This window comes from Actinoplanes sp. G11-F43 (assembly GCF_050589265.1).
Classification (GTDB): domain Bacteria; phylum Actinomycetota; class Actinomycetes; order Mycobacteriales; family Micromonosporaceae; genus Actinoplanes.
Window position 1 is genome coordinate 103,349 of record NZ_JBNZCE010000012.1, and the last position, 25,435, is coordinate 128,783.

At 72.4% G+C, this 25,435-nt stretch carries 31 protein-coding genes; 20 read left to right on the forward strand and 11 right to left on the reverse strand.

Features of this window, described 5'->3' with window-relative positions:
* Nucleotides 1–42: 42 nt before the first annotated feature.
* Nucleotides 43–996 (reverse strand): DUF4034 domain-containing protein, encoded by a 954-nt coding sequence (locus ACQ0O7_RS13425; RefSeq protein WP_430782359.1) that lies wholly within the window; start codon nt 994–996, stop codon nt 43–45.
* Nucleotides 997–1,060: 64 nt separating this feature from the next.
* Here ACQ0O7_RS13425 and ACQ0O7_RS13430 point away from each other — a divergent pair, with 64 nt between their 5' ends.
* The 7 genes from ACQ0O7_RS13430 (at nt 1,061) to ACQ0O7_RS13460 (ending at nt 6,309) form a co-directional block, all read left to right on the forward strand.
* Nucleotides 1,061–1,879, forward strand: a complete 819-nt coding sequence (locus tag ACQ0O7_RS13430; RefSeq protein WP_430782360.1) for a GNAT family N-acetyltransferase — start codon at nt 1,061–1,063, stop codon at nt 1,877–1,879.
* Complete coding sequence (locus ACQ0O7_RS13435; RefSeq protein WP_430782361.1) at nt 1,860–2,420, forward strand: GrpB family protein; 561 nt, start codon at nt 1,860–1,862, stop codon at nt 2,418–2,420. Before ACQ0O7_RS13430 ends, ACQ0O7_RS13435 begins: the two co-directional genes overlap by 20 nt.
* Before the next feature lie 8 nt (nt 2,421–2,428).
* A complete protein-coding gene (locus ACQ0O7_RS13440) occupies nt 2,429–2,815 on the forward strand; it encodes a hypothetical protein (RefSeq protein WP_430782362.1) in 387 nt (128 codons plus the stop codon).
* A gap of 237 nt (nt 2,816–3,052) precedes the next feature.
* Entirely contained in the window at nt 3,053–3,796 is a 744-nt protein-coding gene (locus ACQ0O7_RS13445) for a metallophosphoesterase family protein (RefSeq protein ID WP_430782363.1), read from the forward strand.
* Between the two features lie 20 nt (nt 3,797–3,816).
* Complete coding sequence (locus ACQ0O7_RS13450) at nt 3,817–4,458, forward strand: VOC family protein (protein WP_430782364.1); 642 nt, start codon at nt 3,817–3,819, stop codon at nt 4,456–4,458.
* A gap of 88 nt (nt 4,459–4,546) precedes the next feature.
* A complete protein-coding gene (locus ACQ0O7_RS13455) occupies nt 4,547–5,257 on the forward strand; it encodes a hypothetical protein (RefSeq protein ID WP_430782365.1) in 711 nt (236 codons plus the stop codon).
* Between the two features lie 95 nt (nt 5,258–5,352).
* Nucleotides 5,353–6,309 (forward strand): GNAT family N-acetyltransferase, encoded by a 957-nt coding sequence (locus ACQ0O7_RS13460; protein WP_430782366.1) that lies wholly within the window; start codon nt 5,353–5,355, stop codon nt 6,307–6,309.
* On the opposite strand, the gene ACQ0O7_RS13465 is transcribed toward ACQ0O7_RS13460, so the two are convergent.
* Nucleotides 6,194–6,940 (reverse strand): lysophospholipid acyltransferase family protein, encoded by a 747-nt coding sequence (locus ACQ0O7_RS13465; RefSeq protein ID WP_430782529.1) that lies wholly within the window; start codon nt 6,938–6,940, stop codon nt 6,194–6,196. The genes ACQ0O7_RS13460 and ACQ0O7_RS13465 overlap by 116 nt on opposite strands.
* Nucleotides 6,941–7,008: 68 nt before the next feature.
* Here ACQ0O7_RS13465 and ACQ0O7_RS13470 point away from each other — a divergent pair, with 68 nt between their 5' ends.
* The 3 genes from ACQ0O7_RS13470 to ACQ0O7_RS13480 all read left to right on the forward strand — a co-directional run bounded on the left by ACQ0O7_RS13470 (nt 7,009) and on the right by ACQ0O7_RS13480 (nt 8,588).
* The gene (locus ACQ0O7_RS13470) at nt 7,009–7,584 is read left to right on the forward strand and encodes a hypothetical protein (RefSeq protein ID WP_430782367.1); all 576 of its coding nucleotides are present in this window, start codon (nt 7,009–7,011) and stop codon (nt 7,582–7,584) included.
* A gap of 25 nt (nt 7,585–7,609) precedes the next feature.
* On the forward strand, nt 7,610–8,128 hold the full coding sequence (locus ACQ0O7_RS13475) for a hypothetical protein (RefSeq protein ID WP_430782368.1): 519 nt from the start codon (nt 7,610–7,612) through the stop codon (nt 8,126–8,128).
* Nucleotides 8,129–8,450: 322 nt separating this feature from the next.
* The gene (locus ACQ0O7_RS13480; protein WP_430782369.1) at nt 8,451–8,588 is read left to right on the forward strand and encodes a hypothetical protein; all 138 of its coding nucleotides are present in this window, start codon (nt 8,451–8,453) and stop codon (nt 8,586–8,588) included.
* Nucleotides 8,589–8,657: 69 nt separating this feature from the next.
* Here the strand turns inward: ACQ0O7_RS13480 and ACQ0O7_RS13485 are convergent, their stop codons facing one another.
* Nucleotides 8,658–9,338, reverse strand: a complete 681-nt coding sequence (locus ACQ0O7_RS13485; RefSeq protein ID WP_430782370.1) for a hypothetical protein — start codon at nt 9,336–9,338, stop codon at nt 8,658–8,660.
* Between the two features lie 23 nt (nt 9,339–9,361).
* The gene (locus ACQ0O7_RS13490) at nt 9,362–9,811 is read right to left on the reverse strand and encodes a MarR family winged helix-turn-helix transcriptional regulator (RefSeq protein ID WP_430782371.1); all 450 of its coding nucleotides are present in this window, start codon (nt 9,809–9,811) and stop codon (nt 9,362–9,364) included.
* 78 nt (nt 9,812–9,889) lie between these two features.
* Here ACQ0O7_RS13490 and ACQ0O7_RS13495 point away from each other — a divergent pair, with 78 nt between their 5' ends.
* Complete coding sequence (locus ACQ0O7_RS13495) at nt 9,890–10,294, forward strand: hypothetical protein (RefSeq protein WP_430782372.1); 405 nt, start codon at nt 9,890–9,892, stop codon at nt 10,292–10,294.
* Between the two features lie 78 nt (nt 10,295–10,372).
* Nucleotides 10,373–10,807, forward strand: coding sequence for a hypothetical protein (locus ACQ0O7_RS13500; protein ID WP_430782373.1), 435 nt, complete (start codon nt 10,373–10,375; stop codon nt 10,805–10,807).
* On the opposite strand, the gene ACQ0O7_RS13505 is transcribed toward ACQ0O7_RS13500, so the two are convergent.
* A complete protein-coding gene (locus tag ACQ0O7_RS13505) occupies nt 10,808–11,281 on the reverse strand; it encodes a LuxR family transcriptional regulator (RefSeq protein ID WP_430782374.1) in 474 nt (157 codons plus the stop codon).
* 59 nt (nt 11,282–11,340) lie between these two features.
* Nucleotides 11,341–13,842 (reverse strand): LuxR C-terminal-related transcriptional regulator, encoded by a 2,502-nt coding sequence (locus ACQ0O7_RS13510; protein ID WP_430782375.1) that lies wholly within the window; start codon nt 13,840–13,842, stop codon nt 11,341–11,343.
* 335 nt (nt 13,843–14,177) lie between these two features.
* On the opposite strand from ACQ0O7_RS13510, the gene ACQ0O7_RS13515 reads away from it, so the two are divergent.
* From ACQ0O7_RS13515 to ACQ0O7_RS13540, 6 genes are all read left to right on the forward strand, one after another.
* Nucleotides 14,178–15,479: a dynamin family protein gene (locus tag ACQ0O7_RS13515; RefSeq protein WP_430782376.1), complete on the forward strand. Its 1,302-nt coding sequence runs from the start codon at nt 14,178–14,180 to the stop codon at nt 15,477–15,479.
* Nucleotides 15,467–17,242, forward strand: coding sequence for a dynamin family protein (locus tag ACQ0O7_RS13520; RefSeq protein ID WP_430782377.1), 1,776 nt, complete (start codon nt 15,467–15,469; stop codon nt 17,240–17,242). Before ACQ0O7_RS13515 ends, ACQ0O7_RS13520 begins: the two co-directional genes overlap by 13 nt.
* Entirely contained in the window at nt 17,239–17,673 is a 435-nt protein-coding gene (locus tag ACQ0O7_RS13525) for a hypothetical protein (RefSeq protein WP_430782378.1), read from the forward strand. The genes ACQ0O7_RS13520 and ACQ0O7_RS13525 overlap by 4 nt, the downstream gene beginning before the upstream one ends.
* 107 nt (nt 17,674–17,780) lie before the next feature.
* Complete coding sequence (locus tag ACQ0O7_RS13530) at nt 17,781–19,148, forward strand: MFS transporter (RefSeq protein WP_430782379.1); 1,368 nt, start codon at nt 17,781–17,783, stop codon at nt 19,146–19,148.
* A gap of 17 nt (nt 19,149–19,165) precedes the next feature.
* Complete coding sequence (locus tag ACQ0O7_RS13535; protein WP_430782530.1) at nt 19,166–19,525, forward strand: GntR family transcriptional regulator; 360 nt, start codon at nt 19,166–19,168, stop codon at nt 19,523–19,525.
* A gap of 137 nt (nt 19,526–19,662) precedes the next feature.
* On the forward strand, nt 19,663–20,535 hold the full coding sequence (locus ACQ0O7_RS13540) for a hypothetical protein (RefSeq protein ID WP_430782380.1): 873 nt from the start codon (nt 19,663–19,665) through the stop codon (nt 20,533–20,535).
* Here ACQ0O7_RS13540 and ACQ0O7_RS13545 read toward each other — a convergent pair.
* Nucleotides 20,520–21,149, reverse strand: coding sequence for a hypothetical protein (locus ACQ0O7_RS13545; protein ID WP_430782381.1), 630 nt, complete (start codon nt 21,147–21,149; stop codon nt 20,520–20,522). The two genes, ACQ0O7_RS13540 and ACQ0O7_RS13545, sit on opposite strands and share 16 nt — an antisense overlap.
* A 323-nt stretch (nt 21,150–21,472) precedes the next feature.
* Here ACQ0O7_RS13545 and ACQ0O7_RS13550 point away from each other — a divergent pair, with 323 nt between their 5' ends.
* Entirely contained in the window at nt 21,473–21,985 is a 513-nt protein-coding gene (locus ACQ0O7_RS13550; protein WP_430782382.1) for a hypothetical protein, read from the forward strand.
* A gap of 431 nt (nt 21,986–22,416) precedes the next feature.
* Here ACQ0O7_RS13550 and ACQ0O7_RS13555 read toward each other — a convergent pair whose 3' ends face one another.
* The 3 genes from ACQ0O7_RS13555 to ACQ0O7_RS13565 all read right to left on the reverse strand — a co-directional run bounded on the left by ACQ0O7_RS13555 (nt 22,417) and on the right by ACQ0O7_RS13565 (nt 24,670).
* Nucleotides 22,417–23,142 (reverse strand): SGNH/GDSL hydrolase family protein, encoded by a 726-nt coding sequence (locus tag ACQ0O7_RS13555; protein ID WP_430782383.1) that lies wholly within the window; start codon nt 23,140–23,142, stop codon nt 22,417–22,419.
* Nucleotides 23,143–23,276: 134 nt separating this feature from the next.
* Nucleotides 23,277–23,849, reverse strand: a complete 573-nt coding sequence (locus ACQ0O7_RS13560) for a hypothetical protein (RefSeq protein ID WP_430782384.1) — start codon at nt 23,847–23,849, stop codon at nt 23,277–23,279.
* A 110-nt stretch (nt 23,850–23,959) separates the two neighbouring features.
* Nucleotides 23,960–24,670 carry a class I SAM-dependent methyltransferase gene (locus tag ACQ0O7_RS13565; protein ID WP_430782385.1) on the reverse strand — a complete coding sequence of 237 codons (711 nt, stop codon included), beginning with the start codon at nt 24,668–24,670 and terminating at the stop codon, nt 23,960–23,962.
* A 56-nt stretch (nt 24,671–24,726) separates the two neighbouring features.
* Here ACQ0O7_RS13565 and ACQ0O7_RS13570 point away from each other — a divergent pair, with 56 nt between their 5' ends.
* Nucleotides 24,727–25,230: an RBBP9/YdeN family alpha/beta hydrolase gene (locus ACQ0O7_RS13570; RefSeq protein WP_430782386.1), complete on the forward strand. Its 504-nt coding sequence runs from the start codon at nt 24,727–24,729 to the stop codon at nt 25,228–25,230.
* Here the strand turns inward: ACQ0O7_RS13570 and ACQ0O7_RS13575 are convergent.
* On the reverse strand, nt 25,196–25,336 hold the full coding sequence (locus ACQ0O7_RS13575) for a hypothetical protein (protein WP_430782387.1): 141 nt from the start codon (nt 25,334–25,336) through the stop codon (nt 25,196–25,198). The two genes, ACQ0O7_RS13570 and ACQ0O7_RS13575, sit on opposite strands and share 35 nt — an antisense overlap.
* Nucleotides 25,337–25,435 lie beyond the last annotated feature (99 nt).

The following is a 25,435-nucleotide window of genomic DNA, read 5'->3' on the forward strand; positions in this document are numbered from 1 at the left end:
CAGGACACCGAGGGGTGTTGGTGGGCTCGGAGGGGTGGGGTGTCAGCGTCGGGAGCGGTGGACGTCCCGGCGGGCTTTGGCGAAGGTGCGGGCGGGGCTGCCGAACAGGGTGCGGTAGAACCAGGGCCATTCGGTGACGTGGTCGCCGATGAGGTCGAAGACGTGGGCGGCGTACTGATACTCCCCTGCCATGTGCAGTGCCATGGCGAAGGTGTTGGCGCGCGACGCCCAGCCTGGGGTGCGGGTGAAGGCCGGGTGCAGGATCGACTGTTCGGCGGCGGTACGCAGGTCGGCACGTACCAGTGGGGTGGTCATGTAGGCGGCGTCTTCGCCGCCGGGCAGGCTGAGCCAGTACTCCAGGTGGGCTATAGCGAGCACGTTGGGCAGCAGGTGGCCGGGTGGTGCGCCGGCGGTGGCCTCGCGGGCGAAGGCGAACATCTCGGCATGGCTGCCGGCCCATTTGCGGCAGAGGTGTTGCAGGCGCTGTTCGTGGGCCAGGAGGTGGTGGGGTGCTCGTTTGGTGACCTGGCGGAAGCGTTCGGTGGCGGTGTCGGTGGGGACTTGGCGGCCGCGGGCGGAGGTGGTCAGCCAGGCCCAGGCGAGTACTTCGTCGGGGTCGCGGTCGGTGACCTCGTCGAGGCAGTTCTCGGCGATCTTGAGGCGGCGGTGGAATTCGGCGAACTTGTCGCTGCTGGTGTATCTGGCCAGGCGTCCCCCGCGGGCGTCCCAGGCCCAGGCGACGGCGTGGCAGCCGCGGATGAGCAGTGGGAGTGTGGATTCGGGTTCGTCGGTGATCCAGCCGGTGATCCAGTCCTGGACGCCGGGGACGTCGTCGGCGGTGGCCATCAGGAAGGCGCGTTCGTCGTGGTCGGTGGTTTCGGTGAAGATCTGGCGGATGGTGTCGCGGTCCTGGCCGGTCAGTGCGGTGATGAGGGTCCTGGCGCGTGGGTCGCCCTGTGCCGGGTCGATCGATGGTGTGCGCTGGAAGGGCCACATGGTGTTCTACTCCCCCGTCGGTTCGGCGGGTGATCATATCGATGGAGTGGGGCAGCATGTGGGGATGAGTGATGAGGGTGTTCTGCTGGCGGCGTTCGATGAGCAGATGCGGTTGCCGTCGGGTCCGGCGCCGGCGGGTGTGGCGTACGAGCGTGACGGTTCGGTGGTCCGGGTGGTGGGTTCGGTTCTGGGGCGGGTGCGGGCGCCGCGGGATGTGGGTGTGCGGGGTGCCGAGCTGGATCGGTTGATCGTGCGGCAGCGGGAGTTCTTCGCGGCTCGGGGTCAGGGTGTGGAGTGGATGGTGCGGGCGCATGATCGGCCGGCTGATCTGGGTGAGCGGCTGGTGGCGGCGGGTTTCGAGGTGCGCGGGTCGACGACGGTGCTGGTCGGGGTGGCGGGTCGGGTGGCGGCTGAGCCGGTCCTTCCGGAGGGGGTGGTGTTGCGGCGGGTGGAGGCGGTGGCGGATTTCGTGCGGATCGCGGATCAGCAGAGTGAGGTGTGGGGGTTCGACTGTTCGTGGCTGGCCGGTGATCTGGCGGGGCGGGTGGCGGCTGATGTTCAGGCGGTCAGGGTGTTCGTGGTGGAGGCCGGGGATCGGCTGGCGTGTACGGCGTGGGTGTTGTTCGCGCCGGGTGCGGATTTCGCGGTGTTGCTGGGTGGGACGACGTTGCCGGAGTGGCAGGGCCGGGGTTTGTATCGGGCGTTGCTGGCGGTGCGGGCGCGGGAGGCGGTGGCGCGGGGGTACCGGTGGTTGCAGGTGGACGCGTCGGCGGACAGTGCGCCGATTCTGCGTCGTAGTGGGTTCCGGGAGTTGACCACGTCGGCTCATTACCGGTGGATGCCGTCGGGTCTAGGGTGCGGGGATGTTCATCGCTGTGCATGATCCGCTGTGGTCGCGGTCGGGTGCTGAGGTCGTACGTGAGCTGGTTGGTGTTCTTGGTTCGGATGCCGTGCGGGTGGAGCACATCGGGAGTACGTCGGTGCCGGGGATGGCGGCGAAGCCGGTGTTCGATGTGCAGGTGAGTGTGGTGGATCTGGAGGCGGCGGCGCGGTCGTTCGAGGGGCCGCTGGCGGGGTCGGGTTTTGAGCTTCTCCCCTACCGTCATGATCATGTGCCGGCGGGGTGTGCGGATCCGGCGGATCGGTGGGTGAAGCGGTTCTGGTCGCGGCGTGTGCCCGGGGTGGCGCCGGTGAATCTGCACTGCCGGCTGGTGGGGTCGCCGAATGAGCGGTTGGCGTTGTTGTTCCGGGACTGGTTCCGGGCGCATCCGGAGGCGGTGCCGGCGTATGCGGCGTTCAAGCTGTCGCTGGCTGCGGCGGTACGGGAGGATCTGGACCGGTATACGGAGGTGAAGGATCCGGTGGTGGATCTGGTGGCGGTGGTGGCCGAGCGGTGGGCGGCCGCGACCGGGTGGCGGGTGTGAGGAGGTGGATGGCGTTCTTTCACGCGCCGGATGATGCGGCGGCGTTGGCGGTGCGGGGTGTGCCGTTGGTGTTGGAGTGCCCGCCGGGGTTGGCCGGGATCCTGGCGGAGGTGGAGCGTTTCCTGACCGACCGGGATGATGTGGACGTCCTCGGTGATGAGCGGCATCTGGCGGTGATCAGCGAGGTGGATCTGTTCGCTCTCGGGGACAGCGTCACCACGGTGACCGACAGTCTGCGGGACGCCCTGGTGGCAGCTGATGCTCCGGTGTTGGCGGCTGCGGTCGGGCATTGGCCGATCGCCGGTGAGCTGGCGATGGTGGCGCGGGCGGCGGCCGGTGCGGGTGGGCGGGTGTATGTGGTGTCGTCGTGGCAGGGTGGGCCGGACGGGCGGTGAGGGGCGGGCCCGGCAGCAGCGGCTCGAAGCGCGTACCCCGATGCAGAAGGCGGCGCACGACATCGACTGTTCGGGCCGCGGAGTTCGCGGGCGGACACCGCATGGGTGCCGACCGCGGAGGCCGGATGGTTCACCGAGGTCGCTTGCCAGGGTGACGTCGGCTGACGACTCACGGCGGGATGGGTCGGCCGTCAAGCGTCGATGTAGCGTCGGTGCGGTGACGGGGGTGGTGGGCTGATGCGTATCGCGGTGGTGTCGGATGTTCATGGGAATCTGCCGGCTTTGGAGGCGGTGATCGCCGCGATCGAGGCCGAGCGGGTGGATCTGGTGGTCAACTGTGGGGATCTGTTGTCCGGTTATGTTCAGCCGGCGCAGACCGCGGACCGGTTGATGGCGTGGGATGTGCCGACGGTGGCGGGTAATCATGAGCGGCAGCTGTTGACGTTCGGGCCGGAGCGGATCGGGATGGCCGACCGGTTGGCCAGGGAAGTGTTGTCGCCGGGGCATCTGGCGTGGTTGCGGTCGTTGCCGGCGGTGCTGTCGCCGGTGCCGGGGGTGCTGGCGTTTCACGGTTCGCCGACTGACGATCTGCGGTATCTGATGCATACGGTGGAGGTGTCGGGGGCGCGGCCGGCGGTGGTGGAGGAGGTGCTGGAGCGCCTGGGTGAGGTCGTACACAGTCATGGGTTGTTGTTGTGTGGGCACACGCATCTGCCGGGTTCGATGCGGTTGCCGGGTGGGGTTCTGGTGGTGAATCCGGGGAGTGTGGGCTGGCCGGCCTATGCCGATGAGGTGCCGTTCGCGCATGTGATGGAGGTGGGTTCGCCGCATGCCCGGTTTGCGGTGGTCGATGACGTGTCGGGGCGGTGGGAGGTGGAGTTTCGGCTGGTGGAGTATGCGTGGGAGGTGGCAGCCGGGTTCGCGGTGGGGTTCGGGCGTCCGGATGTGGCGGCGGCGTTGCGGTCCGGGCGGGTGGTGTAGTGGTGGTGCGGGTGCGGTGGGTGACGGGTTTTCTGGATTCGCCGTCGCGGGTGGCGGAGCCGTTCTGGGAGGCGGTGACCGGGTGGGGGTTGTCGCCGCGGCGTGATGGTGGGACGTTCGCGACGCTGGTGCCGCCGGAGGGGGATGCGTGTCTGCGGGTGCAGGTGACCGGTGACGGTTCGGTGGGTGCGCATCTGGACCTGCACGTGAAGGGTTTTTCGGGGGTGGAGGTGTGCCGCTCCCCCGCCGGGATCGTGTTCTGTCTGGTGGGCTGGGACGGGGAGGCGGTGCGGCCGGGGCCGTCGGCGCACGGCAGTGTGGTGGATCAGCTCTGTCTGGACATTCCCGAAGCTGTGTTCGAGCGGGAGTGTGAGTTCTGGTCGAGGGTGACCGGGTGGGCGGTGCGGGCGACGGATCGGCCGGAGTTCCGGTTTCTGGAGCGCCCGGCCGGGATGGGGATCCGATTGCTGTTGCAGCGTGTCGGTGGTGAGCGGGCGGGGGTGCATGTGGATTTCGCGGCCGGCGATGTGGATGCCGAGGTCGGGCGGCATGTGGGGCTGGGTGCGGTGGTGGTGCGTGAGGTGCCGGGTGAGTGGACGACGTTGCGGGATCCGGTGGGGCGGGAGTATTGCGTGACGGCGCGCTCACCGCATTCTTCATGATCGTTTCGGTGTGGTGCGCGGTTGTTGTCGGTGGGGGCTGGTAGAAAGAACCCGCTCTCATACAGGCGTACGAAGGTTGGGGTTGGTGATGACGGCGGCAGGCGTTCAGGCCGGTGGACTGACCGCGGAGGAGTTGCAGCAGATCCGGGACGCGTTGGCGGCCGGGCGCAAGCCCCGTGTGCAGTTCACCGAGTCGGCGGGTCAGATCTCCGGGCAGATCGGGCAGGTGATCGCGCTGGAGGATCCGGCGGTCTCCGACGAGTGGGTGGTGGTGAAGTTCGGGCGCGACGAGTTGCCCTTCTCCCCCGGTGATCTGCGGGTCGCCCCGAAGGGCCCGCCGCCGAAGAAGGTGGTGCCGGAGGTGAAGGAGCCGGAGGAGCCGGTGCTGTCCGGGCCGCCGCTGCTGCCGGACGCCCCGGCCCCGGCGAAGGCGCCGGCACCGCGTAAGAGTGAGGAGTCCGCACCGGTGAAGGACGAGATCCCGGCCGCTCCGCGTAAGGCGGCGGCCCGCCCGGCCAAGGCGAAGCCGGCGCCCGGCCTGACGGTCACCCTGGCCTATGCCGAGGGTGAGTGGACGGTGGCGGCCAACCAGGGCGCGAAGGCCCTGGCCCGGCCCTATGTGATTCGCCCGGCCGAGGCGCTGAGGATGGTGGCGCTGGTGGACGTGCCGGGCGTGCACGAGGCGGTCGAGCAGATCATGGCGGCGGAGCGGGCCGAGGCCGAGCAGCAGGCCCAGCGGTTGCGGGCGGAGCTGGCCGAGGTGGAGGCCCGGCTGGCCGAGCTCGGCGAGGTGGACTGACGCCGGTGCGCGGCGGGCAGGATTGGTGTGCCGATTTGTGGCCCGATTCGGGCCACGAATCGGCGCACGGTCTGGCCTCGACCTAGCATCGGTGGGTGGAGGTCGAGCAGATCGGGCGGGTTCGCGATTTCAACCGCTACTACACCCAGCGCCTGGGCGTGCTCACCGACCGCTATCTGGGGCAGGCGCGGCCGTTCGTGCAGGCCCGGCTGTTGTTCGAGATCGGTGACGGCGGCACTCTGGCCGAGTTGCGCGACCGGTTCGACATGGACGCCGGCTATCTGACCCGGCAGTTGATCGAGCTGGACGAGCAGGGTCTGGTGACCGTTCGGGATCAGGCCGCCGAGCTGACCGACGAGGGCCGGCGTGAGTGCGCCGAGTTGCAGCAGCGGGCCGATGCCGGGATCGCGGCGCTGCTGGGTGAGCTGACCGCCGGGCAGCGTGAGCGGCTGGTGGCCGCCCAGGACGAGATCCGGCGGGTGCTGCGGGCCGGGGCGGTGACGGTGACGGCGGTGCCACCGGCCGCCGCGACGGCCCGCGAGTGTCTGGCCCGCTATGCCGCCGAGCTGGACGAGCTGTTCCCGGAGGGGTTCGCGCCGTCGACGCTGACCCGGCCGGAGGATGTCACCGGCACCCAGCTGGTGGCTTTGGAGGAGGGCCGGCCGGTGGGGTGCGGGCTGTGGATCCGGCTCGGGCCGGGGGTGGCCGAGGTGCGGCATCTGTGGGTGGCGCCGGAGGCGCGGGGGCTGGGGCTGGGCCGCAAACTGCTGGGCCGTCTGGAGGTGGATGCCGCCAATCACGGGATCTCGATCGTCCGGCTGGGCACCCACCCGCTGCTGACCGAGGCCCTGGCCCTGTACCGCGGTAGTGGATATGACGATATCGGCGGGTACAGCGATGTGCCGTACAACCAGTTGGCCTTTGAGAAGGTTTTGATCAGTGTCGGGGCCGGACCCGTGTCAGGTCGTGCGGGCGGGTCGGATCGACCACCCGTGGCGTCCGCATTTCGTCGCGGCGCAGTGGAGTCAGGGTCGCGTCGATCGCGTCCATGATCAGCTGGGTGGCCTGCAGTGGGCGTTCGTCGTGCAGCTCCACCGGCGCGTCGGCGAAACTCACCCGCACCACCGGCCTGGTGAACAGGGCTTTCAGCAGGGCTCTGCCGGCGCCGCGCGGGGCCGACCAGGGCATCACGGCGTGGGTGCCCCACTGGGCGACCGGCAGGATCGGCGCCCCGGACATCTGGGACATGCGGGCCGCGCCGGTCTTGCCGCGTTCCGGCCACATCCACGGGTCCAGGCCGATGCGGCCCTCCGGGTAGACCAGCACCACCGAGCCCTCGGCCAGGGCCTTGGCGGCGGCGGGCAGGGCGTCGGCGACGTGGGTGGTGTTGCGGTCCACCCGGATGTGCCCGCAGTGGCGCATCAGCGTGCCGGCGACCGGGGCGCGGAACACGCCGCCGGTGGCCATGAAGCGGGGCGTGATGCCGGCTTTGTGACACGCCGCGGCGATGATCAGCGGGTCGATCGGGCTGATGTGATTGGTGGCCAGGATCACCGGGCCGCCGCGCAGCTTGTCCGGCAGGCCGCCGGTGACGTGCAGCCGGGCCAGCGCGAACACCAGGATCCGGGAGACGGCGAGCAGGCACAGCCACAGCCGGGGCGCGCGCCAGACAGGTGAGGTCATCATGAGGTTTGGAATGTTAACGGCTACGCGCACATGGACATCAAGATCAAAAGGGCTAGCATGCCTGCGTGACCACACCGGAAGACATCCTCGCCACCACCGCCTGGGCGCAGCTGGAGCACGCCTACGGCCCCGCGGACGACCTGCCCGCACGGCTGACGGCTCTGATCGACGGTGAGACAGCCGAGTTCGCCGCCGCCATGCACACCCTGGCCTGGAGTTTGACCCACCAGGGCACGCTCTACTCGGCCACTCTGCCGGCCGCCCGGTTCGTCGCCGCGGTGCTGACCGATCCGCGGACCTCCGCCGGTAAGGCCGCCATGATCAGCTGGCTGGACGCGGTGGCCGGCAGTGCCATCGAGTTCGAGGAGTTCGAGCACGAGCCGGACGCCGACGCCATCCGGGCGGCGATCCCGTCGTTCTACCCGGCGGTGGCGGCCAACTTCGACCACCCCAACCCGGTGGTACGGGTGGCGGCCCGCCGCGCCGCGCTGACCATGCTGGACCGCCCCGAACTCGCCGCCGAGCGCCCCGCCGCGGCCACCCATCTGCTGGCCGAACTCGACCTGCTGACCGAATCCGAACAGGCCGCCGTGCAGGACGCCGTGCAGGGGTGGCAGAACGGCGAAAACCCGGCGTCATGACCGGGCGGTGCCCGACCCTGATCGCATGATCCTTGAAGTGACGCGGCCGGGCGCCGCGCTGGCGCTGACCCTCACGTGTGCGCTGGCCGGCACTCCGGCGTCCGCGGCCCCACCGGCCCTGACCAGCGCCCAGCGCACCGTGCTGATCGAGGCCACCCGCCAGTACCGTGACGTGAAGGCCGCCCTGGACGCCGGGTATCTGGCCACCGACCTGTGCGTGCCCGGGATGGGCTACCACTACGTGCACCCGGCCCTGTCCGCCGGCATCATCATCGACCCGGTGCTGCCCGAGGTGCTGCTCTACGACCGGTCGCAGAAGCTGCTGGGCATCGAATACTTCAAAGCCGACGCCGATGGTGACCTGGGCACCGACACCGACCGGCCCACCCTGTTCGGGCACCGCTTCGACGGGCCGATGCACGGCCACGAAGTGCCCGCCGGGGCCCCGATGATGCCGGTGCACTACGACCTGCACGTGTGGCTGTACACCAAGAACCCGGCCGGGGAACTGGCCACCACCAACCCGAAGGTTACCTGCCCGTGAGGGTGTCCGGATCTCATCCTTCCGAGCAAATCGGGAGTGATGCCGGTCACAGTAGGTGGTGGGTTCGGGGTGCCGCGCCGGCCGGTCCGGTCGGCCCCTCGCGGCCCCCGGCACCCACACGTTTGCCCTTGTCGCTTGCACAGTACCCGGCTCGGGCCGACACCGGTCCGAGGGCCGGTAAACGGCAGCTCAGGCCGGGCCACCCGGCAGCCGGGTATCGCCGGACTCCAGTAGCGTCGAGTGCGAGCCCAGCAACAGGGCAGTGCCAGGCTCCACCCCGGCACTGCCCTCGGGTGACCCACCTAGCGACAGGAGCCCACCCATGCCCGCCAGCTTACCGCCCGACCCTGAACCGCATCCGGTCCTCGATCTGCTCAAGACGCTGATCGAGACGGCCCCCGACATGATCCGCGAGTCGACTCCGGTCGTTCTCGCGGTGATCGCCGTCGCCGTCAGCTGACCCCGGCATGCGGAGAGCCCTCACCGCCGGCCGGGGCTCTCCGCGGGCGGCCGGGGTGGACCGAGCCGGTCAGGCCAGGGCGGTGACCGCCTTGTCCAGGATCGACGTCCACGTCCGGCTGAACTCGGTGGCCGGAGTGACCTCGCCGTACCGGAAGATCGCGTAGCGCAGCACCAGCAGCGCGTTGTGCCGGTGCAGCACCGCGATCACGTGGTCGCCGCTGCCGGTGTGCTCCGGCTCGTACTCCTGGTGGTGGCGCACCTGGAAACCGGTCCAGCCGCCCACGGTGAGGTCGGCGACGGTCATCGTCTGCTCGTACGCCGGCCGGTACCGGCCCTCGGCGGTCGGTTCGCGGTCGAACGACTGCGCGGCCGGGCAGGCCTCGGCCGTCGCGCGCAGGTCGGCGGTGGTGCCGGCGGCCGAGGGCGGCAGGAACACGTACTGGATCACCGACTGCGGCAGCTCGCCACCCCAGTCGCTGGTCGTGGTGGCCGCCGCCGGCTCACCGGCCGGGGCCGCGACGCCGGCGCCGTCGATGCACAGGGCCGGCAGTTCGGTGACGTCGGTCGGTGCGGTCCGGGCCCGCCACCCAGCCCCGATCTGCTGCGGGGTCAGCAGGGCGGCCTTCACCGCGCCGATGGTGTACGCCGGGGGCGCCGGCGAGACCACCGCGGCGGGCCCGGGTGCGGCCGGGGTGGTGCAGGCGGCGAGTGACAGGACGGCGGCCGGGACAGTGACGGATCTCCACACGTCGATCATCGTCGCAGAACGGGTCAGCCGTCGGCGACCGCCTCGTTGAGCCGGCCGAAGAAGCCCAGCACCACCTGGCGTTCGGAGTCCGACAGAGCGGTGCACACCTGGTCGATGCGCCTGATCAGCGGCTCCCACGCCTGGACCGAGGCCTGCCGGGCGGTGTCGGTCTCGGTGACGGTGACCCGCCGCCGGTCGGTGCTGTCGCGGCGGCGCACCACCAGGCCGTCGCGTTCCAGGCGGTCGATCAGCAGGGTGACCGAGGCGGTGCGGATGCCGAGGTGGCCGGCGAGTTCGGTGGCGCCCATCGGGCCGTGCTGCACGAGCGCGCCGATGGCCTGCATGTCGGTGGGGTTCATCTTCATCCGCACGGCCATCCGGCCCACCAGCTCGCGGGAGCCGCCGATCATGTCGCGGACGGCCAGGGTCGCGGGGTCGAGGCCGGTGAATGCCTGGCTGGGATCGTCGCGCACCCGGGTATTCCATCACACCTTGCCACCAGCCCCCATGATCGCTAGTTTCCCTAGAATGTTCATGGTTGAGATGTACCGATGATGTCCGGCCTCGTCCAAGAGCATGTCCAACGACTGCTGGAGGCCCCGTCCCGTGCCGAGGCCGCCCGCCTCGATCACGCCCGGCACATCGCCCGTACCGGCCGGCGGGTGGTCTGTGGTTTCCCCTCCCCCGGCGGCGGCTGGGAGCTGCGCGACTGGCTGACCGGGGCGGTGATCGCCCGCGGTGACGACGGCCCGGCCGGTCTGCGCGCGGCCTCGGCCGGCCACTACGACGCCGACGACCTGTTCACCGACGTCCCGTCCGCCGACCCGGTGACCCCGGGCATCCCGCCGTCCCTGCACCGGGCGATCGAGCAGTGGCTGTTCGAGCCGGGCACCCCGGACCAGGAGATCGCCGCGTTCGTCGGCTGGCCGGTCGCCAAGGTCCGCGAACACCGCTAGCCTCCGGGCGCCCGTGTGCCGATTTCCGGCTCGATACGAGCCGGAAATCGGCACACGGGCGTCTTGCACAATGAGGCGGTGAGTCTGGACAAGAGCGGTGAGCTGTGGCGCGGCCGGGATTTCGAGGATCTGGCGGCGGCCGTGCGCGATTTCCGGGCCGGCGGCTACCGGGTGGACACCGTCATCGAGTCGCGGTGTGCCGGCTGTGACGGGCGGGCGTTCCGGGTCGACGTCGACGAGCAGGACAACACCCGGCGGGTGTGCCTGGCCTGTGGGGCGTCGCGGTTCATCGGTGACAGCGCCGAGCACTGGGACGAGGACGCCCAGGACAACTGTGAGTGCCCGTGCGGGGGTGACCGGTTCGCCGTCGCGGTCGGGTTCGCGTGTCACGACGACGGCGACGTGCGGTGGATCAGTGTCGGGCTGCGCTGCCTGGCCGACGGGACTCTCGGCGTCTACGCCGACTGGAAGATCGATTACGGGCCGTCGCGGCACCTGCTGACACGGGTGTGATCACTCCGGGGCGCGCTGGCGCTGCCGCAGGTAGGCCAGCACCGCCTCGCGGGTGGTCCGGACCCCGAACAGGGCGCGGGCCTCGGCGATGCGCCGGTTGGCGGTGCGCAGCGACAGGAACTCGGCGGCCGCCGCCGCGGCGATGGTGTCCCCGGCGGCCAGCCGGTCCAGCAGGGCCCGCTGTTCGGGGATCAGGTTGGCGATCACGTCCGAGCCGTCCACGCCCCGGTTGACCGGGCCCAGCCGGGACAGGTCGTCGATCAGGGCGCGCCCGGCCGGTGACTCGGCGTCGCAGACCGCCACCACCCCGGCGCCGCGGGCCGCGGCCAGCACCGCCAGCTGGGCGCTCTCGGTGTCGTCGTCACCGATGCGGCCGTGCAGGACCAGGCGGGCGGCCCCGACGTCCCAGGCCGGGTCGGGCAGGGCGAAACCGGCCCGGGTCGTCCATCCGTCGCGGGTCAGCCGGCGCAGCACGGTGTCTGCTTCGGCGGACGTGGCTACAACGTGGCGTGGAGCGTCCTCGGGCTGTCGTATCACCGGCCATCCTCGTGGGTGTCGAAGGGGCTGCCGAAGTGGCTGTCGAGGGGTTGCGGCCCGGCCGGGGTGGTGGCGAAGGCCAGAGCGGCGGCTTCGGTACGGGTACGCGCGGCCAGCTTGCGCATGCTGGCCCGGATGTGGGTGTCGACGGTCTCGGCCGAGATGCCCAGCTGCCCGGCGATGCGGCGGGTGGGTTCCCCGGCCGCGACCAGGCGCAGCACGTCCAGTTCGCGGCGGGTCAGCCGGCCGTCGGAGCGGGGGCTGCGGGTGTCGCGCTGGATCTGGTGCCGGCGCAGGCCGCGGCGGGCCCGGCCGGCCAGCACGGTCAGCCCGGCGGTGTCGGCCAGCTCCTCGGCGCGCAGCAGGGCGGCCACCGCGGTGTCGCGGTCGGTGCCGGTCAGCCCGGCGGCGATCAGGCAGCGGATCTGTTCACGCAGCGCCACCGGCTGCCAGCTGTCGGCGGCCGCGTCCAGACCGGAGCCGACCGCCCACGCGGTCAGGGTGCGCCGGGCCGGGACCGGCAGGTCCACCGGGATCGCCGGGTCGCCGGGCTCACCCAGGTCGTAGGCCGCCCACCGGGCGGTGATCGCGTGCAGTCCGGCGAGCAGCCCGGTGCCGGCGTCGGCGGGCACCCGGGCGGCCCGGTCCGGCTGGCCGTCCAGCCAGGCGGCCTCGCGGGCCACCCAGGCGGCGGCCGGATGGGCGGCGACACCGTCCAGGCGGGCGCGGGCGGCGGCCAGCAGCCCGGTGTCGGCTTCGATCAGGGCGGTGGCGGCGGTCGCGTACGCCCTGGCCTGGGCGGGCAGGGCCAGGTCGGTCAGGTTCGCCGCCCGGCGCAGCACGCCTTCGACCCCGTCCCAGGACAGGGCCGGCGGAAAGTCCGGGCCGTGCAGGGCCAGGGCCCAGTCGGCGGCGGCCAGGAACCGGGTCTGCCACCCGTACGCCAATTCCCGTCCGGCCGTCTCGGCGGCCCGCAGCGCCGCACCGGCGGCATCGACCAGGCGGCCCTCGGCGGCCAGGTGTTCCACCAGCAGCCACGACGACCAGCGGGCGATCAGCGGGTCGGCGAACCCGGCGGCCTCGGCCAGCGCGGTGTCCCAGCCGGGCAGCCGGTGGGTGGCGCGGACCGCGGCCAGCGCGGCGGTGATCCCCGGTGGTGGCTGCGGATGCCGGATCGCGATCTTGTCGGCCAGTTCGCGGGCCGACATCGGTTCGGTGGCCAGGGTGGACAGCAGCAGCACCCGGTCGCGGGCGGCCACGACCGCACCGGCGGCGGTGTCCGGGACCGCCCGGACCGTCTCCCGGGCCGCGGCCGGGTCGCCGGCCTGCAGCAGCGCCTCACCGCGCAGCACCGCGGCTTCCAGCGCGAGCAGGTCGGTGGGGGCGGTGCCGGTGGTGGCCGCCAGGGGGCGCAGCACGTCGGCGGCGTCCGGGGCGCGGCCGGTGGCCAGGGCGGCGTCGGCGGCGGCCAGCCGCACCCGGGCGTCGACGGTGGTGTCCAGCCCGCAGGCGAACAGCAGCAGCGCGCAGCGTTCGGCGCCGTGGGCGCGGTCGGCGGCGGACAGGGCGGTGCGGTAGGCGGCGGCCGGATCCCCGGCGGCGGCCAGGTGCCGGGCGGCCTCGGCCGGTGGGGTGAGGTCGGCCAGCCGGGCGTGCATCTCGGCGCGGGCCGATCCGTCCAGCAGCCCGGCGGCGGTCTCGGCGACATACGCCGACACCGGGAGCAGGGCTCCGCCCGGCTCGGCGGTGACCAGCCCGGCGGTGACCAGGTCGGCGGCGCCGGTGCCGAGCAGGGCCGGTGCGGCGGGCCGGCCGAGCAGCCCGAGCGCGGCCAGGGCGGTGCGGGCCGGGCGGGGCAGGTCGGCCAGGGCGGTGGCGATGGCGTAGGCCACCTGGTCGATGTCCTCGCCGGCCGGAGCGCGGCCGGCGGCGGACTGCCGGGCCAGGGCGATCACCGCCAGGGGGTTGCCGCCGGCGCGGGCCACGACCGCGGCGGCGGTCGCGTCGTCCAGGCCGCCGGCGGTCTGCCGGACCAGGGCGGCGGCCTGCTCGCCGGTCAGCGGCGGCACCGGCAGCCAGGCCCGCGCCGCCGATCGCAGAGCGGTGGCCAGGGGCTCGGGCAGCCGGTGCGGGGTGCGCAGGGCGACCAGCACCCGGATCGAGCGGGCCAGGTGCGGCAGGGCGGCGACGGTGGCCGGGTCGGCATACTGCAGGTCGTCCAGGACCAGCAGGCCACCGCGGACCCGGGAGCGGACCGCCTCGGCCAGCAGCGGCACGTCGTCGGCGGGCAGCCGGGCCCGGACCGCCCGGGACAGGGCCAGGGCGGGGACGGTGGCCAGCATGGCCAGGCCGCCGCCCAGGTGCACCGGGCCGGGCACGGCGGCGGCGATGCGGCGCAGCAGGGTGGTGCGGCCGCAGCCGGGTGGGCCGGTGAGAACGACGAGGCCGGGCCCCTGGCGCAACATGGTACGGGCGGCCAGCTCTGGCTCGTCCGTCACGTGCGCTCCCCTCTGGCCGTCACTGGCACGAACACGGGATCCCGGTCGCGGCGCCGGCGTCCGTAGGCTGTGGTGCGAGAACCACGGCGATGGAGAGGCCCTGTGACGACGACATCCGCGATACGCACATTGTCACCGACATGGTGCTGCGCTGACGAGTCGCAGTGACCGGTCAGCTCACCACCGGGATCGCGACGCTCTGTCACGAGATCGTCACCCGGGTCTCCTCCGATGCTGGTCAACAGGTCCGGCAGATCAGCAACCGCCTTCACGATCCGTTACGCGTAGCGATCGCGGGACGGTTGAAAGCCGGAAAGTCGACACTAGTCAACGCGATGATCGGGCGTCGTGTCGCCCCCACCGCCGCCGGCGAGTGCACCCGGGTGGTCACCCGCTTCCGTTACGGGCCCGCCGACCGCATCGACATCGTCACCCGCGACGGTGACCGGCACAGCCTGCCGCTGGACGAGGACGGCATGGTCCCGGCCCGCCTCGGCGTCCCGGCGGCCCGTATCGCCTACGTCGACGTGGCCCTGACCTCCGGCCGGCTGCGGGACCTGACCGTGGTCGACACCCCCGGCCTGGCCTCCACCGACACCGCCGGCAGTGCCCGCGCCGAAGCCGCCGTCGGCATCGACGACGACTCCGCCGACGAGGTGGCCGCCGCCGAAGCCGTCGTCTACGTCTTCACCCAGGCGGTCCGCGCCGACGACGTGCGCGCCCTGGAGGCCTTCCACACCGCCTCGGCCCGCCTGGCCACCAGTCCGATCAACGCCATCGGCGTGCTCGGCAAGGTCGACACCCTGATCGGCGGGGCCGGTGACCCGTGGCCGGTCGCCGAACCCCTGGCCCGGCAGCAGGCCGGGCTGCTGATGCGCACCGTCGGCGACGTGATCCCGGTGGCCGGGCTGCTCGCCGAGACCGCCGAGTCCGGCCGGCTCACCGGCGCCGACCGCGACGCCCTGGCCAGACTGGCCGCCCTGGACGCCGCCGACCTGCGGGTGCTGCTGCTGTCGGCCGACCTGTTCCGCACCCGTCCCGCCCCGATCGCCGCCGACCAGCGTGAACGCCTGCTGACCCGGCTCGACCTGTACGGCATCGGCTTCGCCTGCGCGCTGCTGGCCGCCGAACCGAGGCTGGGCACCGGGGAGCTGGTGCGCCGGCTGTCGGCGGCCTCCGGGCTGGCCCGGCTCACCGCCACCGTCGACCAGAGCTTCCGCTGGCGCTCCGATGCCATCAAGGCCGGCTGGGCGCTGACCCGGCTGGAACGGCTGGCCTCCTTCGACCCGCGGGCCCGCCCGGTCATCCGCGACGCCGTCGAACAGGCGCTGCGTGATCCGGCGTACCACCGGCTGCGGCTGCTGGACGCCGCCCAGCGTGCCGCCACCGGCACCGTGGCACTGCCGGCCGACTGGGAGCAGGAGCTGATCCGGCTGGCCACCTCCGACGATCCGCGCTGGATCCTGCGGCTGCCCGAAGCCGACCCGGGCGAACTGGCCACCGCCGCGGTGCGCGCGGCGGGACGCTGGCGGGCGTACGCCGTCGACGGCGCCGCCCCGGCCCAGGCCCGCCTCGCGCACGTCGCCCACCGCGGTTTCCAGCTGCTCGCCCAGGAGGTACGCCAGTGCAGGACCTGACCAGCCTGCTCGACGGCGCGGTCCGCGACACCATCGCCTACCTGCGCACCACCGACCCGGACGCGGCCGCCGACCTGGCCGAGCTGCGCCGCGCCCACCTGACCCGGCCCGGCGTGGTCATCGTCGGGGAGACCAAACGCGGCAAGAGTTCCCTGGTCAACGCCCTGCTCGGGGTGCCCGGCCTGTCCCCGGTGGACGCCGCGGTGACCACCGCCGCCTACCTGAGCTTCGTGCCCGGCGACAGTTTCTCGGCCCGCGCCTGGCTGCCCGGCGGCGAACAGATCGACATCGACTCCCTCGACGAGTGGGCCCGCGGCAGGCAGAAGACCCGCAAGATCGAGGTCAGTCATCCGGCGCCGATGCTGCGCTACCTGACCCTGCTGGACACCCCCGGCGCCGGCGGCCTGGACCCGGTGCACGCCACCATCGCCCTGGACGCGGTGCGCCGCGCCACCGCGCTGCTGTTCGTCGCCGACGCCTCCGCCCCGCTGTCGCAGCCGGAACTGGACTTCCTGGCCGCCGCCACCGAACGCGTCGACGCCGTCGTCTTCGCCCTCACCAAGATCGACGCGTTCGCGCAGTGGCGCACCATCGCCGAGGACAACCGCTCCCTGCTGCAGGCGCACGCCCCCCGGTTCGCCGCCGCACCCTGGTTCCCGGTCAGCGCCCGGCTGGCCGAGGTGGCCCTGACCGCCGATGCATCCACCCGCGACACCCTGGCCGGGGAATCCCGGGTGCCCGCCCTGCAGCACGCCCTGGTCGAACTCGCCGGCCGCGGCCACCAGCTGCGCCTGGCCAACGTGCTGCGCGCCGCCCACCGGGACCTGACCCGGCTGCGGGACAGCGCCGAGCAACGCGTGGCGGCCACCGCGGCCGACGCCGCCGCCCAGGCCGCCACCCGCGCCGAACGCGCCGCGCTGGCCGCCCGCAAACGTACCGAATCCCGGCAGTGGACCTTGAAGTTGAACACCGAGATCCAGCACGCCCGGGTCGCCGTGGTCGGCCGGCTGCGCACCCGCATCACCGAGGTCCAGTACGACTACGCCCGCCGCATCGACGCCGCCCGGGGCGAGACCCTGGCCGCCCTGCCCGACGACCTGGACACCCAGCTGCAGGCGGTCGCCGCGGAGATCTCCGCGGTCCTGGAGGACACCTACCGCGACGTGGCCGAGAAGGTCCTCGCCGACACCTTCGACCCGGCCCTGGTCAGCGCCACCCTGCGGCACACCGTCACCGCCGGGCCGCCCCGCGACGGCGCGAGCGACAACATGCTGATCGCCCTGTCCGCCGGCGGGGTCGCCCTGATCGCCGGGCGCGGCGCGATGATCGGGCTGACCGCGGTCGCCGGCGCCGGGTTCCTCGTCCCGTTCGCCGGCCTCGGCCTCGGGCTGGCCGCCGGCGGCTACGTCATCTGGCGCCGCCGGGTGCACACCGATCGCCGGCACGCCCACACCTGGCTGCGTGACGTGCTCGCCGAGAGCCGGGCCGCGCTCACCGACGAGATCAGCGGCCGGTTCACCGATCTGCAGTACGCCCTGGCCGTGGCCCTGGACGACGCCATCGAACGCCGGCTGCGCGAACTCGACGCCCTGATCGCCGAGATCGACGCGGCCGCCGCCGAGGACAACGCCGGCCGGGCCAAGCGCCGGGCCGCGGCCACCGCCGACCGCGACGCCGCCGCCACCCGGCTGCGGCAGGCCGACGAGGCCCTGCTGCGCGCCCGCTCCCTGACCCCCGCACCCCTCGACGAAGGACTCCGATGACCGATCACTGGGACCACGACGACTTCGACGTCGACCTGCCGGACGAGGTCCACCTGAGCGAACCCCTGGCCGACCTGCACCCCGGTGTCGACCTGCCGGACCTCGACCTGCCCGAGGCCGATCTGCCCGAGGTCGATCTGCCCGGCCTCGACATCGCGGACCTGCCGGAGGTGCTGCCGGCCGCCGACGTCTTCCCGCCGTCGCTGGACGTCGACCTGCCCGAACCGGTCGACGGCTTCCCGTGGGTGGACACCGCCACCCTCGGGGTGCCCGACACCGCCGGATTCACCGTGCCGGCCACCCCGGTGGATCCGCGGGAGCTGGCCGCCTACGCCGGCATCGAGATCCCGCCCGGCACCGACCCGTGGACGGTCCTGGCCGCCTCCGACGACCCGGCCACCGCGGCCCTGGCCCGTTTCTGGCTGAGCTGACGTGACCGGCGGGAGAACAGTGGGCCACCAGTGATCCACATCTCCCGCCGCGGGCGCCGGGATGGCATCATGACCGCGCACCGACCACTTCTGCAGGAGCGCGCCACATGTCAACCACCACCCTCGCGGGTAAGCGGGAACGCACCGGCTGGTACTTCTACGACTGGGCGAACTCGGCGTTCTCCACCACCGTCATCACCGTCTTCCTCGGCCCGTTCCTGACCAGTGTCACCGAGCAGGCGGCCGGCTGCGCGATCGACGCCGACACCTGTGACGGCACGGTCCACCCGCTGGGGATCCCGGTGGCGGCCGGCTCGTACTACGCCTATCTGGTGTCACTGTCGGTGCTGCTGACGGTGTTCGTGCTGCCGGTGATGGGTGCCATCGCCGACCGGGCGCCGCGCAAGAAGCCGCTGCTGGCCGGGGCCGCGTTCCTGGGCGCCGGAGCGACCGTCGCGATGGCGTTCGTGACCGGCGACCGCTACCTGCTCGGCGGGCTGCTGTTCATGATCGCCAACATCGCGTTCGGTGCCGCGATCGTGGTCTACAACTCGTTCCTGCCGCAGCTGGCCGGCCCGGACGACCGCGACCGGCTCTCCAGCCGCGGCTGGGCGATCGGCTACCTCGGCGGTGGTGTGCTGCTGCTGCTCAACCTGATCGCCGTGATGACCCTGTCCGAGGACGGCAACGCCCAGCGCACCCTGGACCTGGCCCGCTGGTCGATCGTGTCGGCCGGCGTCTGGTGGGCGATCTTCACCATCGTGCCGCTGCTGTGGCTGCGCGAGCACCCCGGCCGCGCCGCCGAGGCCGCCCAGCAGGGCGGCAACATCCTCACCGACGGGTTCAAGCAGCTCGGCCGCACCATCAAGGGCATGCGGGCGTACCCGCTGACCCTGGCCTTCCTCGGCGCCTACCTGATCTACAACGACGGCATCCAGACCGTGATCGCCCTGGCCAGCCAGTTCGGCAGCGAGGAACTCGGCCTGTCCCAGTCCATTCTGATCATCACCATTCTGATCGTGCAGTTCCTGGCCTTCGGCGGCGCCCTGGCCCTGGGCGCCCTCGCGACCCGCATCGGCGCCCGCAAGACCGTGCTGATCGCCCTGGCCCTGTGGCTGGCCGTGGTGGTCGCCGCCTACTGGCTGCCGGAGGGCGAACCGATCCCGTTCATGCTGCTCGGCGCCGGCATCGGCATCGTGATGGGCGGCAGCCAGGCCCTGTCGCGAAGCCTGTTCTCCCAGCTCATCCCGGAAGGCAAGGAAGGCGAGTACTACGGCTTCTACGAGATCAGCGACAAAGGCACCAGCTGGCTGGGCCCGCTGTTCTTCGGCCTGATCTTCCAGATGACCAACAGCTACCGCGCCGGCATCGTCTCCCTGGTGGTGTTCTTCCTGCTCGGCGGCATCCTCCTCGCCCTGGTGCCGTTGCGGCGCGCCATCGTCGCGGCCGGTAACACCCCGCCCAAGCTGATCTGATGGACACCACCAGCGACATGGACATCACCATCGACCCGGACTCGCCGGTCGCCCCCTACGAGCAGGTCCGTCTGCGTATCGCCGCCCTGGCCGCCGCCGGTCACCTGGCGGCCGGCACCCGGCTGCCGGCGGTCCGCGCCCTGGCCGGAACCCTCGGGCTGGCCGCCAACACCGTCGCCCGCGCCTACCGCGAACTGGAGGCGGCCGGCCTGGTCGAGACCCGCGGCCGGCACGGCACGGTGATCACCGCCACCGCCGCCGGGGTGTCCGGCCGGGCCCAGCGCGCCGCCGCCGACTACGTCACGGCGGTCCGGGCGATGGGCGTGCCGTCCGACACCGCCCTGGCCCTGGTCAAGGCGGCATGGGAAGACCATTGACAGGTGGTACGGGGAAACGTGGCCCCACGCCGGGCCACCCCCGGCCGCATCGACCACGCCGGCCCGGCTGCCGGTCACCGCCCGGCAGCGCGGCCGCCGGGCGAAGCCGATGATCAAGGGCGGTAGGGTGCCGTGCCGTGGGAGCCGACGCGGAGATCTACGTCTTCGACTATCAGCGTTACCGGACCGAGGTCGTACCGGCACTGGTGGCGTTGCTCCGAACCGGTGAGCCCGGCCCGTACCTGACATCGTTCTTCCGGGAGACCGCCGCCGGTCACCGGATGGACTTCGCCGCCCGGTGGCCGCAGATCGCCGCCCGGCTGCGGATGGCCCCGACCGATCTGGCCCGGCACTGCACGTGGCTCGGCCCCGACCTGCGGCACCTGCCCGGCCCGCGCACCGGCGCGCCCCGCGTCGAGCAGCGCGGCGCCCTGGTGTGCCGTTCCCGGTTCTGCCCCGAACGGGTGCAGTGCCCGATGCATCAGGACCGGCAGGCCACCGAGCTGCTGAACATCCTGTACGAGGCGCTGGTGCTGGCCCGTTGCCTGGACCGGCCCCAGTTCGTGGGCCGCACCTTCCATCCCCTCGTCTACGGGCCGGTGCTGGACGAGCTGGCCGTGCCCGCCACCGACCCGGTGCGCGCTCTGCTGGCGGCGCTGGCCGGGCGGGGCGCGGTGATGGGCTACGTGTTCGGCCCGACCGAGGGCGTGCACGGCTGGCTGACCGAGGCGGAGACCGCCGACCTGGCCCACCGCCTGTCCGCCCTGCCACTGCCGGCCTTCGGCGCCGACTACGCCACCATGCAGCATCTGCACCGGCTGAGCCTGAGCCGCAGCGCGCAGGCCCGCCTGGCCGGCCGCGCACTCACCCCCGCCGACGGCCCGGCCTGGCCGGCGTTGAGCCTGGCCTTCGTCCGCACCGTGGCCACCATCGCCGCCGCCGAGGGCCGGGCCGTGCTGTGGGGCAACGATCTGGGCTACGACCAGTGGATCGACTACTTCCTGGACTGACCGACGGTGGCCAGGGTGCGCCAGAAACCGGTCTCGTAATCGTGCAGCAGCCGGGCGTAGACGCGTGCCGCGCCCGGTTGCCGGACATGGCGGGCCGCGTCCAGGGCCTGCGCCTCCATCTCCTGGACTTCCCCGGCGAAGAAGTCCAGGAACGCGCACTCCTGATCCCCGAACCCGTAATGCTCCCGAAGTCCCGCCGCCAGCCCGGCACAGTAGCCACCCCAGGCGGGGAAGTTCGCGACCAGCGCCAGGGCTGCGGCCCCCGGCTCGGCGTTGAGGGCCAGCCAGGCCACATAGGCCGGATACGCCTGACACCCGGCCCGCGGCGCCCCCGGATCGTCCCCGGCCGCCGCGGCGAGCGGCTCCAGCAGCGGCAGCGCCAGGCTCTCCCCGTGTGCCAGCCCGGTGAAGAACCCGGCCGCCGCGTCATCCTCGGCCCGGGCGGCCAGCGTCAGAAAACTACGCCGGTCACTGGCGACGATCAGCCGCTCCTCAGCCGCCAGGGCGGCGACCGCCGCCAGCGGAGCCTCCCCGCGCTGGACCGCCTCGACAAGCCGATTCTCCCCCGCCGCGGGCCGAACCGCGGCCAGCAGCGCACGCACGTCAACACCCATACCCCATGCTCACACGCCACCACGGAATCAGCACCATCAATGATCTCCAGCCACCCATGATCTCCACACGCGGGAACCGGTGGGAGGAGTCGACGGCACGTCCGCGCGGTGACCGCGCGGACGTGGTGTCCGGCCTGCCGGCTTGGTACGCGAGGACTCGTCTGTCACGGACCCACGGGATGACCTGAGCCGGCGGGACCGGGCGGCGAGTACTACGAACTGCTCGACAGGTCGTGGCGGGCCGGCCGCCTGCCGCAGCGATTCGTCATCGTGCCGGGTCCGGCCCGGTACTGGAGCAGTGTCCCGCGGTAGTGTCGCCCGCCATGGGACTTCGGTGGCAGGACACGGTGCAGGAGTTGTCCGGCCTGCTCGGCCGACAGGGTATCGATCCCGGCCGGGTGCACGACGTGGCGGCGGCGTGGGAGGCGTTCACCGAGTTCCTGGCACTGCCGGTGGACGGTCTGGAGCCGGTGGACGACGACGCCGACGGGTTCATGGTGCAGTGGGGCCGGTACAGCTGGAACGACCGGCTGCCCGCGGTGACCTTCACCCGGCAGTTCGCCGTCGACGTCCGGGACGCGTGGACCGGCACGGGCTGGTATCAGCCGGAGATCTGGCAGGTCAACCTGGATCTGATCTTCCCGGACACGCCCGGGCTGGCCGGGCTCGGCCGTCCCGCTCCGGCGGACACCGGCCTGACCTTCAGCGCCCCCGGCCCGGACCGGGCCCAGGCGATCGACGCCGTCGAGCAGCAGTTGCAGCGGAATCCGGCGTTGCGGGCCGCGTGGGCGAGCGTCCCGGCACACAGCCGCCTCTCTCTGGACGAGGCCGCCTGAAGCCGATCCACGTGCTCGATCTTGGAGGATTCACCACCGGATAGGGTTGGTCCTTGACTGCTGCCCCACCCGCGGCCAATCCCCCCGCACGTGTGCCACCCTTGGAGCCTTGTTCCCGGCCGCCTGATCACTCTCGGCCAATCCCTCGCGCGGACGGCCCAACCAGCTGAGATGTTGGAGGGTTTACCACCGGAAACGGTGGTAAACCCTCCAACATCGGCCCGAGGTGGTGCGGAAAGCGGACACCCCCGCGGGGAATTGATCGCCAGTGATCAGGCGGCCGGGAACAAGGCTCGATGCGGTGGCAAATCGACCAAGATCGCAGGTCTCACGGTCGCCCGGTGGCGGATTGACCGTGAGCGAGTCGCCGACCAAGAAGAAGGCCCTTCCCGGTGATGAGCGGCTGACAACCGTGCGGGGAAGTCGGAGGCTCATGGTGGTGAGGGCTCGCCGGGGTCCGGGTGGGCCGCCGGGAAGAGGGTGTTCCACCAGACGGTGCGGATGTGGTGGGCGCCGTGGGCGTTGGGTTCGACGACGCCACAGAACCACAGGTCCGGGTTGGTGGGGGCCGGACTGGACTGGGACGGGTCGCCGGCGGTGACGCCGTGGCCGTGGAAGTGGGTGTGTGCGTCGGCCGGCAGGGCGTTGTGCCGGGCGGCCACGCTCGTCAGGGCCTGGTTGAGGGTGCGGATCCAGTCGGGGCCTTTCGGCCAGGGGGCCAGGCCGGAGCCGGGGATCATGCCGGTGCCGTCGCTGGGGTCGTAGACCGTGGTCACCACGATCCGGGCGGACGGGGTGACATGTCGCCGCAGGCGGGACAGCACTCCCTCGGCCTGGGCCTCGGCGCGGGCGACGGCGTGCGCGGCGGCGGTGTCGTCGCCGTAGGCCGCCAGCAGGTCGTTGCCGCCCATCGTGATGGTCACCAGGTCGGCCGGGGTGTGCAGCTGCCCTATCTGGGTGAGCACGTCGGCGGTGACGGCGCCGTCGCGGGCCAGGATCTGTGTCCGCCAGCCGTCGGTGGCCAGGTCGCGGCCGGCCCAGCCGGGGAACTCCCGGTCGCGGTTGGTGTGCAGCAGGCCGGCGGCGCCCCGGCCGGGTCCACCGGCGTAGTCGTCGATCGACATGGAGTCGCCGAGGGCGACGTACAGGCGGTTCATGACGGCTGATCCTGCCGGGCCGCGCCGGCGCCCGGCCACCGGTTTTCGGTCGGGCGCCGGCACGGGACNGCCTCGCGGCTCGAATCGAGCCGCAAGGCGGCACACGGTCCGGAGGCCCTGACGCCGAAAGGTCGCTAACAGTTCGGGGCGGCCGGATGTCCGTAGTGGTGCCGGTGCACCAGCGGGTCGGTCTCGACCACGAAGTCGATCACCTGCCAGAATTCGCCGAGCCGCGGATGGGCCAGGGCTTCGGCGCGAGTGAGCTTGTGACCGTAGAGCGGGCTGTCCGGCGCCACGGCGGCAGCGTCCACCGCGGTGGAACCCGGCTGTTCGCTGCCGGCGCCGGGGCCGAAACGGCAGCCGAAGGTGACGTGGTCATCGTGGTCGGTTCCTTGGCCCCAGGTGCCGAACACCACGTCGATCCAGCTTTCCCGCTCCCCACCGTGGTCGTAGCAGGCGGCGAAGAACAGCGCGTAGGGACGACCGTCCCGATTGATCATGCACCAGGTGCGCCGGCTGGGCTGTCCACAGCACTCGCAGAGGCGTTCGGCTCCGCTGCGGTACGATTCGTCGGTCTCCAACACGGCGGGATCCTCCCATAGGCGGATCCTGATCCGGTCGTCGGTGTCACAGGGCGGGCCGGCGGTGAGCGGCACGTTGATCTGAGCTGCCGTCCTCCAGATGACCGCCGGACGCGCGGTGATCATGGCGGGTGAGGGTGGCCGGGGACCGGCGCATTCGCCCGGCGGCCGCCGGGCGGTCCGGTGTGCCGCCTGGGCCGCGGGGTGGGCACAGGGCTTTTCCCGATCGTACGAAATCAGGGTTTTGTGCAGAGGAACACCCGTTCGCGGGCCGGGCGGTCCGGTGCCTGGCGGACGTCGCTGACGGCGTAGCCGCAGGTGGTGAGGTCGTGGTCGAGTTCGTTGCGGTCGCGGAAGCGCAGTGTGGAGTCGGAGGTGAGGGTGTCGCCGCCGGGGAACGTATAGGTGTAGCGGAACGACACCAGGGGCAGGTGGACGTCGGTGAGGTGGCGGCGTCGTTCGACCGGGCCCTCGCCGGGGACGTCGCGGATGTCGGGGCCGGTGTCGCGGGTCCATTCGTCCCAGGCGCGGTATTCGGGGCGGCGGGTTTCGAACACCAGGTGCCCGCCGGGGCGCAGACGGGTGTGCAGGTCGCGCAGGATGGTGTGCCACTGCTGGTCGGTGGTGAACACCTGGGCGACGTTGCCGGTCATCACGGCCAGGTCGAACTGGCCGGCCGGGAGTTCGCCGGTCCAGGTGACCCGGTCGGCGCCGGGTTTGCCGCGGGCCACCGTCAGGGAGGCTTCGGCCGGGTCGTAGCCGGTGACGGTGTGACCGGTCTCGGCCAGGCGCAGGGCGAGGGTGCCGGTGCCGCAGCCGACGTCGAGGATGTCGTGGGCGCCGAGTTCGGTGATGATCTCCTGGTAGGCGTCCAGGTCGTCGCGGTCGCCGTCGAAGATGTCGTAGAGGGCGGCCAGCCGGGGGTGGGCGAAGATCGCATCGGGCACGCTGCCGAGATTACGCCGACCGGCACCCATTCATGTTTGCCGTTACGCTCCTGCGGGTGACCCGTTTTCTGCTGGTGCCCGGCCGCGGGGTGCCGTTGGCGAACCACTGGTCGCGGCAGTGGGCCCGGTGCGGGTTCGTGTGGGCGCCGCCGCCGCCGGGCCCGCCCTATGTGGCCGCCGACCGGGTGGCGGCGTTGCAGGCGGTGGTCGCCGCGTCGTCGGAGTCGGCGGTGCTGGTGGCGCACAGTGCGGGGTGTCTGACCGTGGCGTTCTGGGCCGAGCAGCACACCGGTCCGGTGGCCGGTGCGCTGCTGGTGACCTCACCGGCACCGGACGACATCCCCCGCCGGCCGCTGCCGTTTCCGGCGATCATGGTGGTGTCCCGCAACGATCCCCACTGCGGGTTCGACGACGGGGTGCGCCTGGCCGGTGACTGGGGTGCGCGGGTGGTGGACGCCGGGCCGGTGGGGCATCTGGATTCCACGTCGGGGTTCGGGCCGTGGCCGGACGGGGAGAAGCTGGTGGCTACGCTGGCCGGCGGTGCAGTGCCGCCTGGATGACGCGGACGGCTTCGGCCGGGTCGATGCCGGTCTCGGCGATGACGGTGATCGCCGCGCGGCTGGTCAGAGCGTGGGTCGCGGCGCCGGGGCGGGCGTGGCGGCGCACGGTCAGCCGCTGGGCGAGCAGTGGTGTGGCGGTGACGTGGGCCAGGCCGCGGGCGGGTGATCTCGAGCACGGGACCCCGGGTCCTGTCGCAAGCTTAGT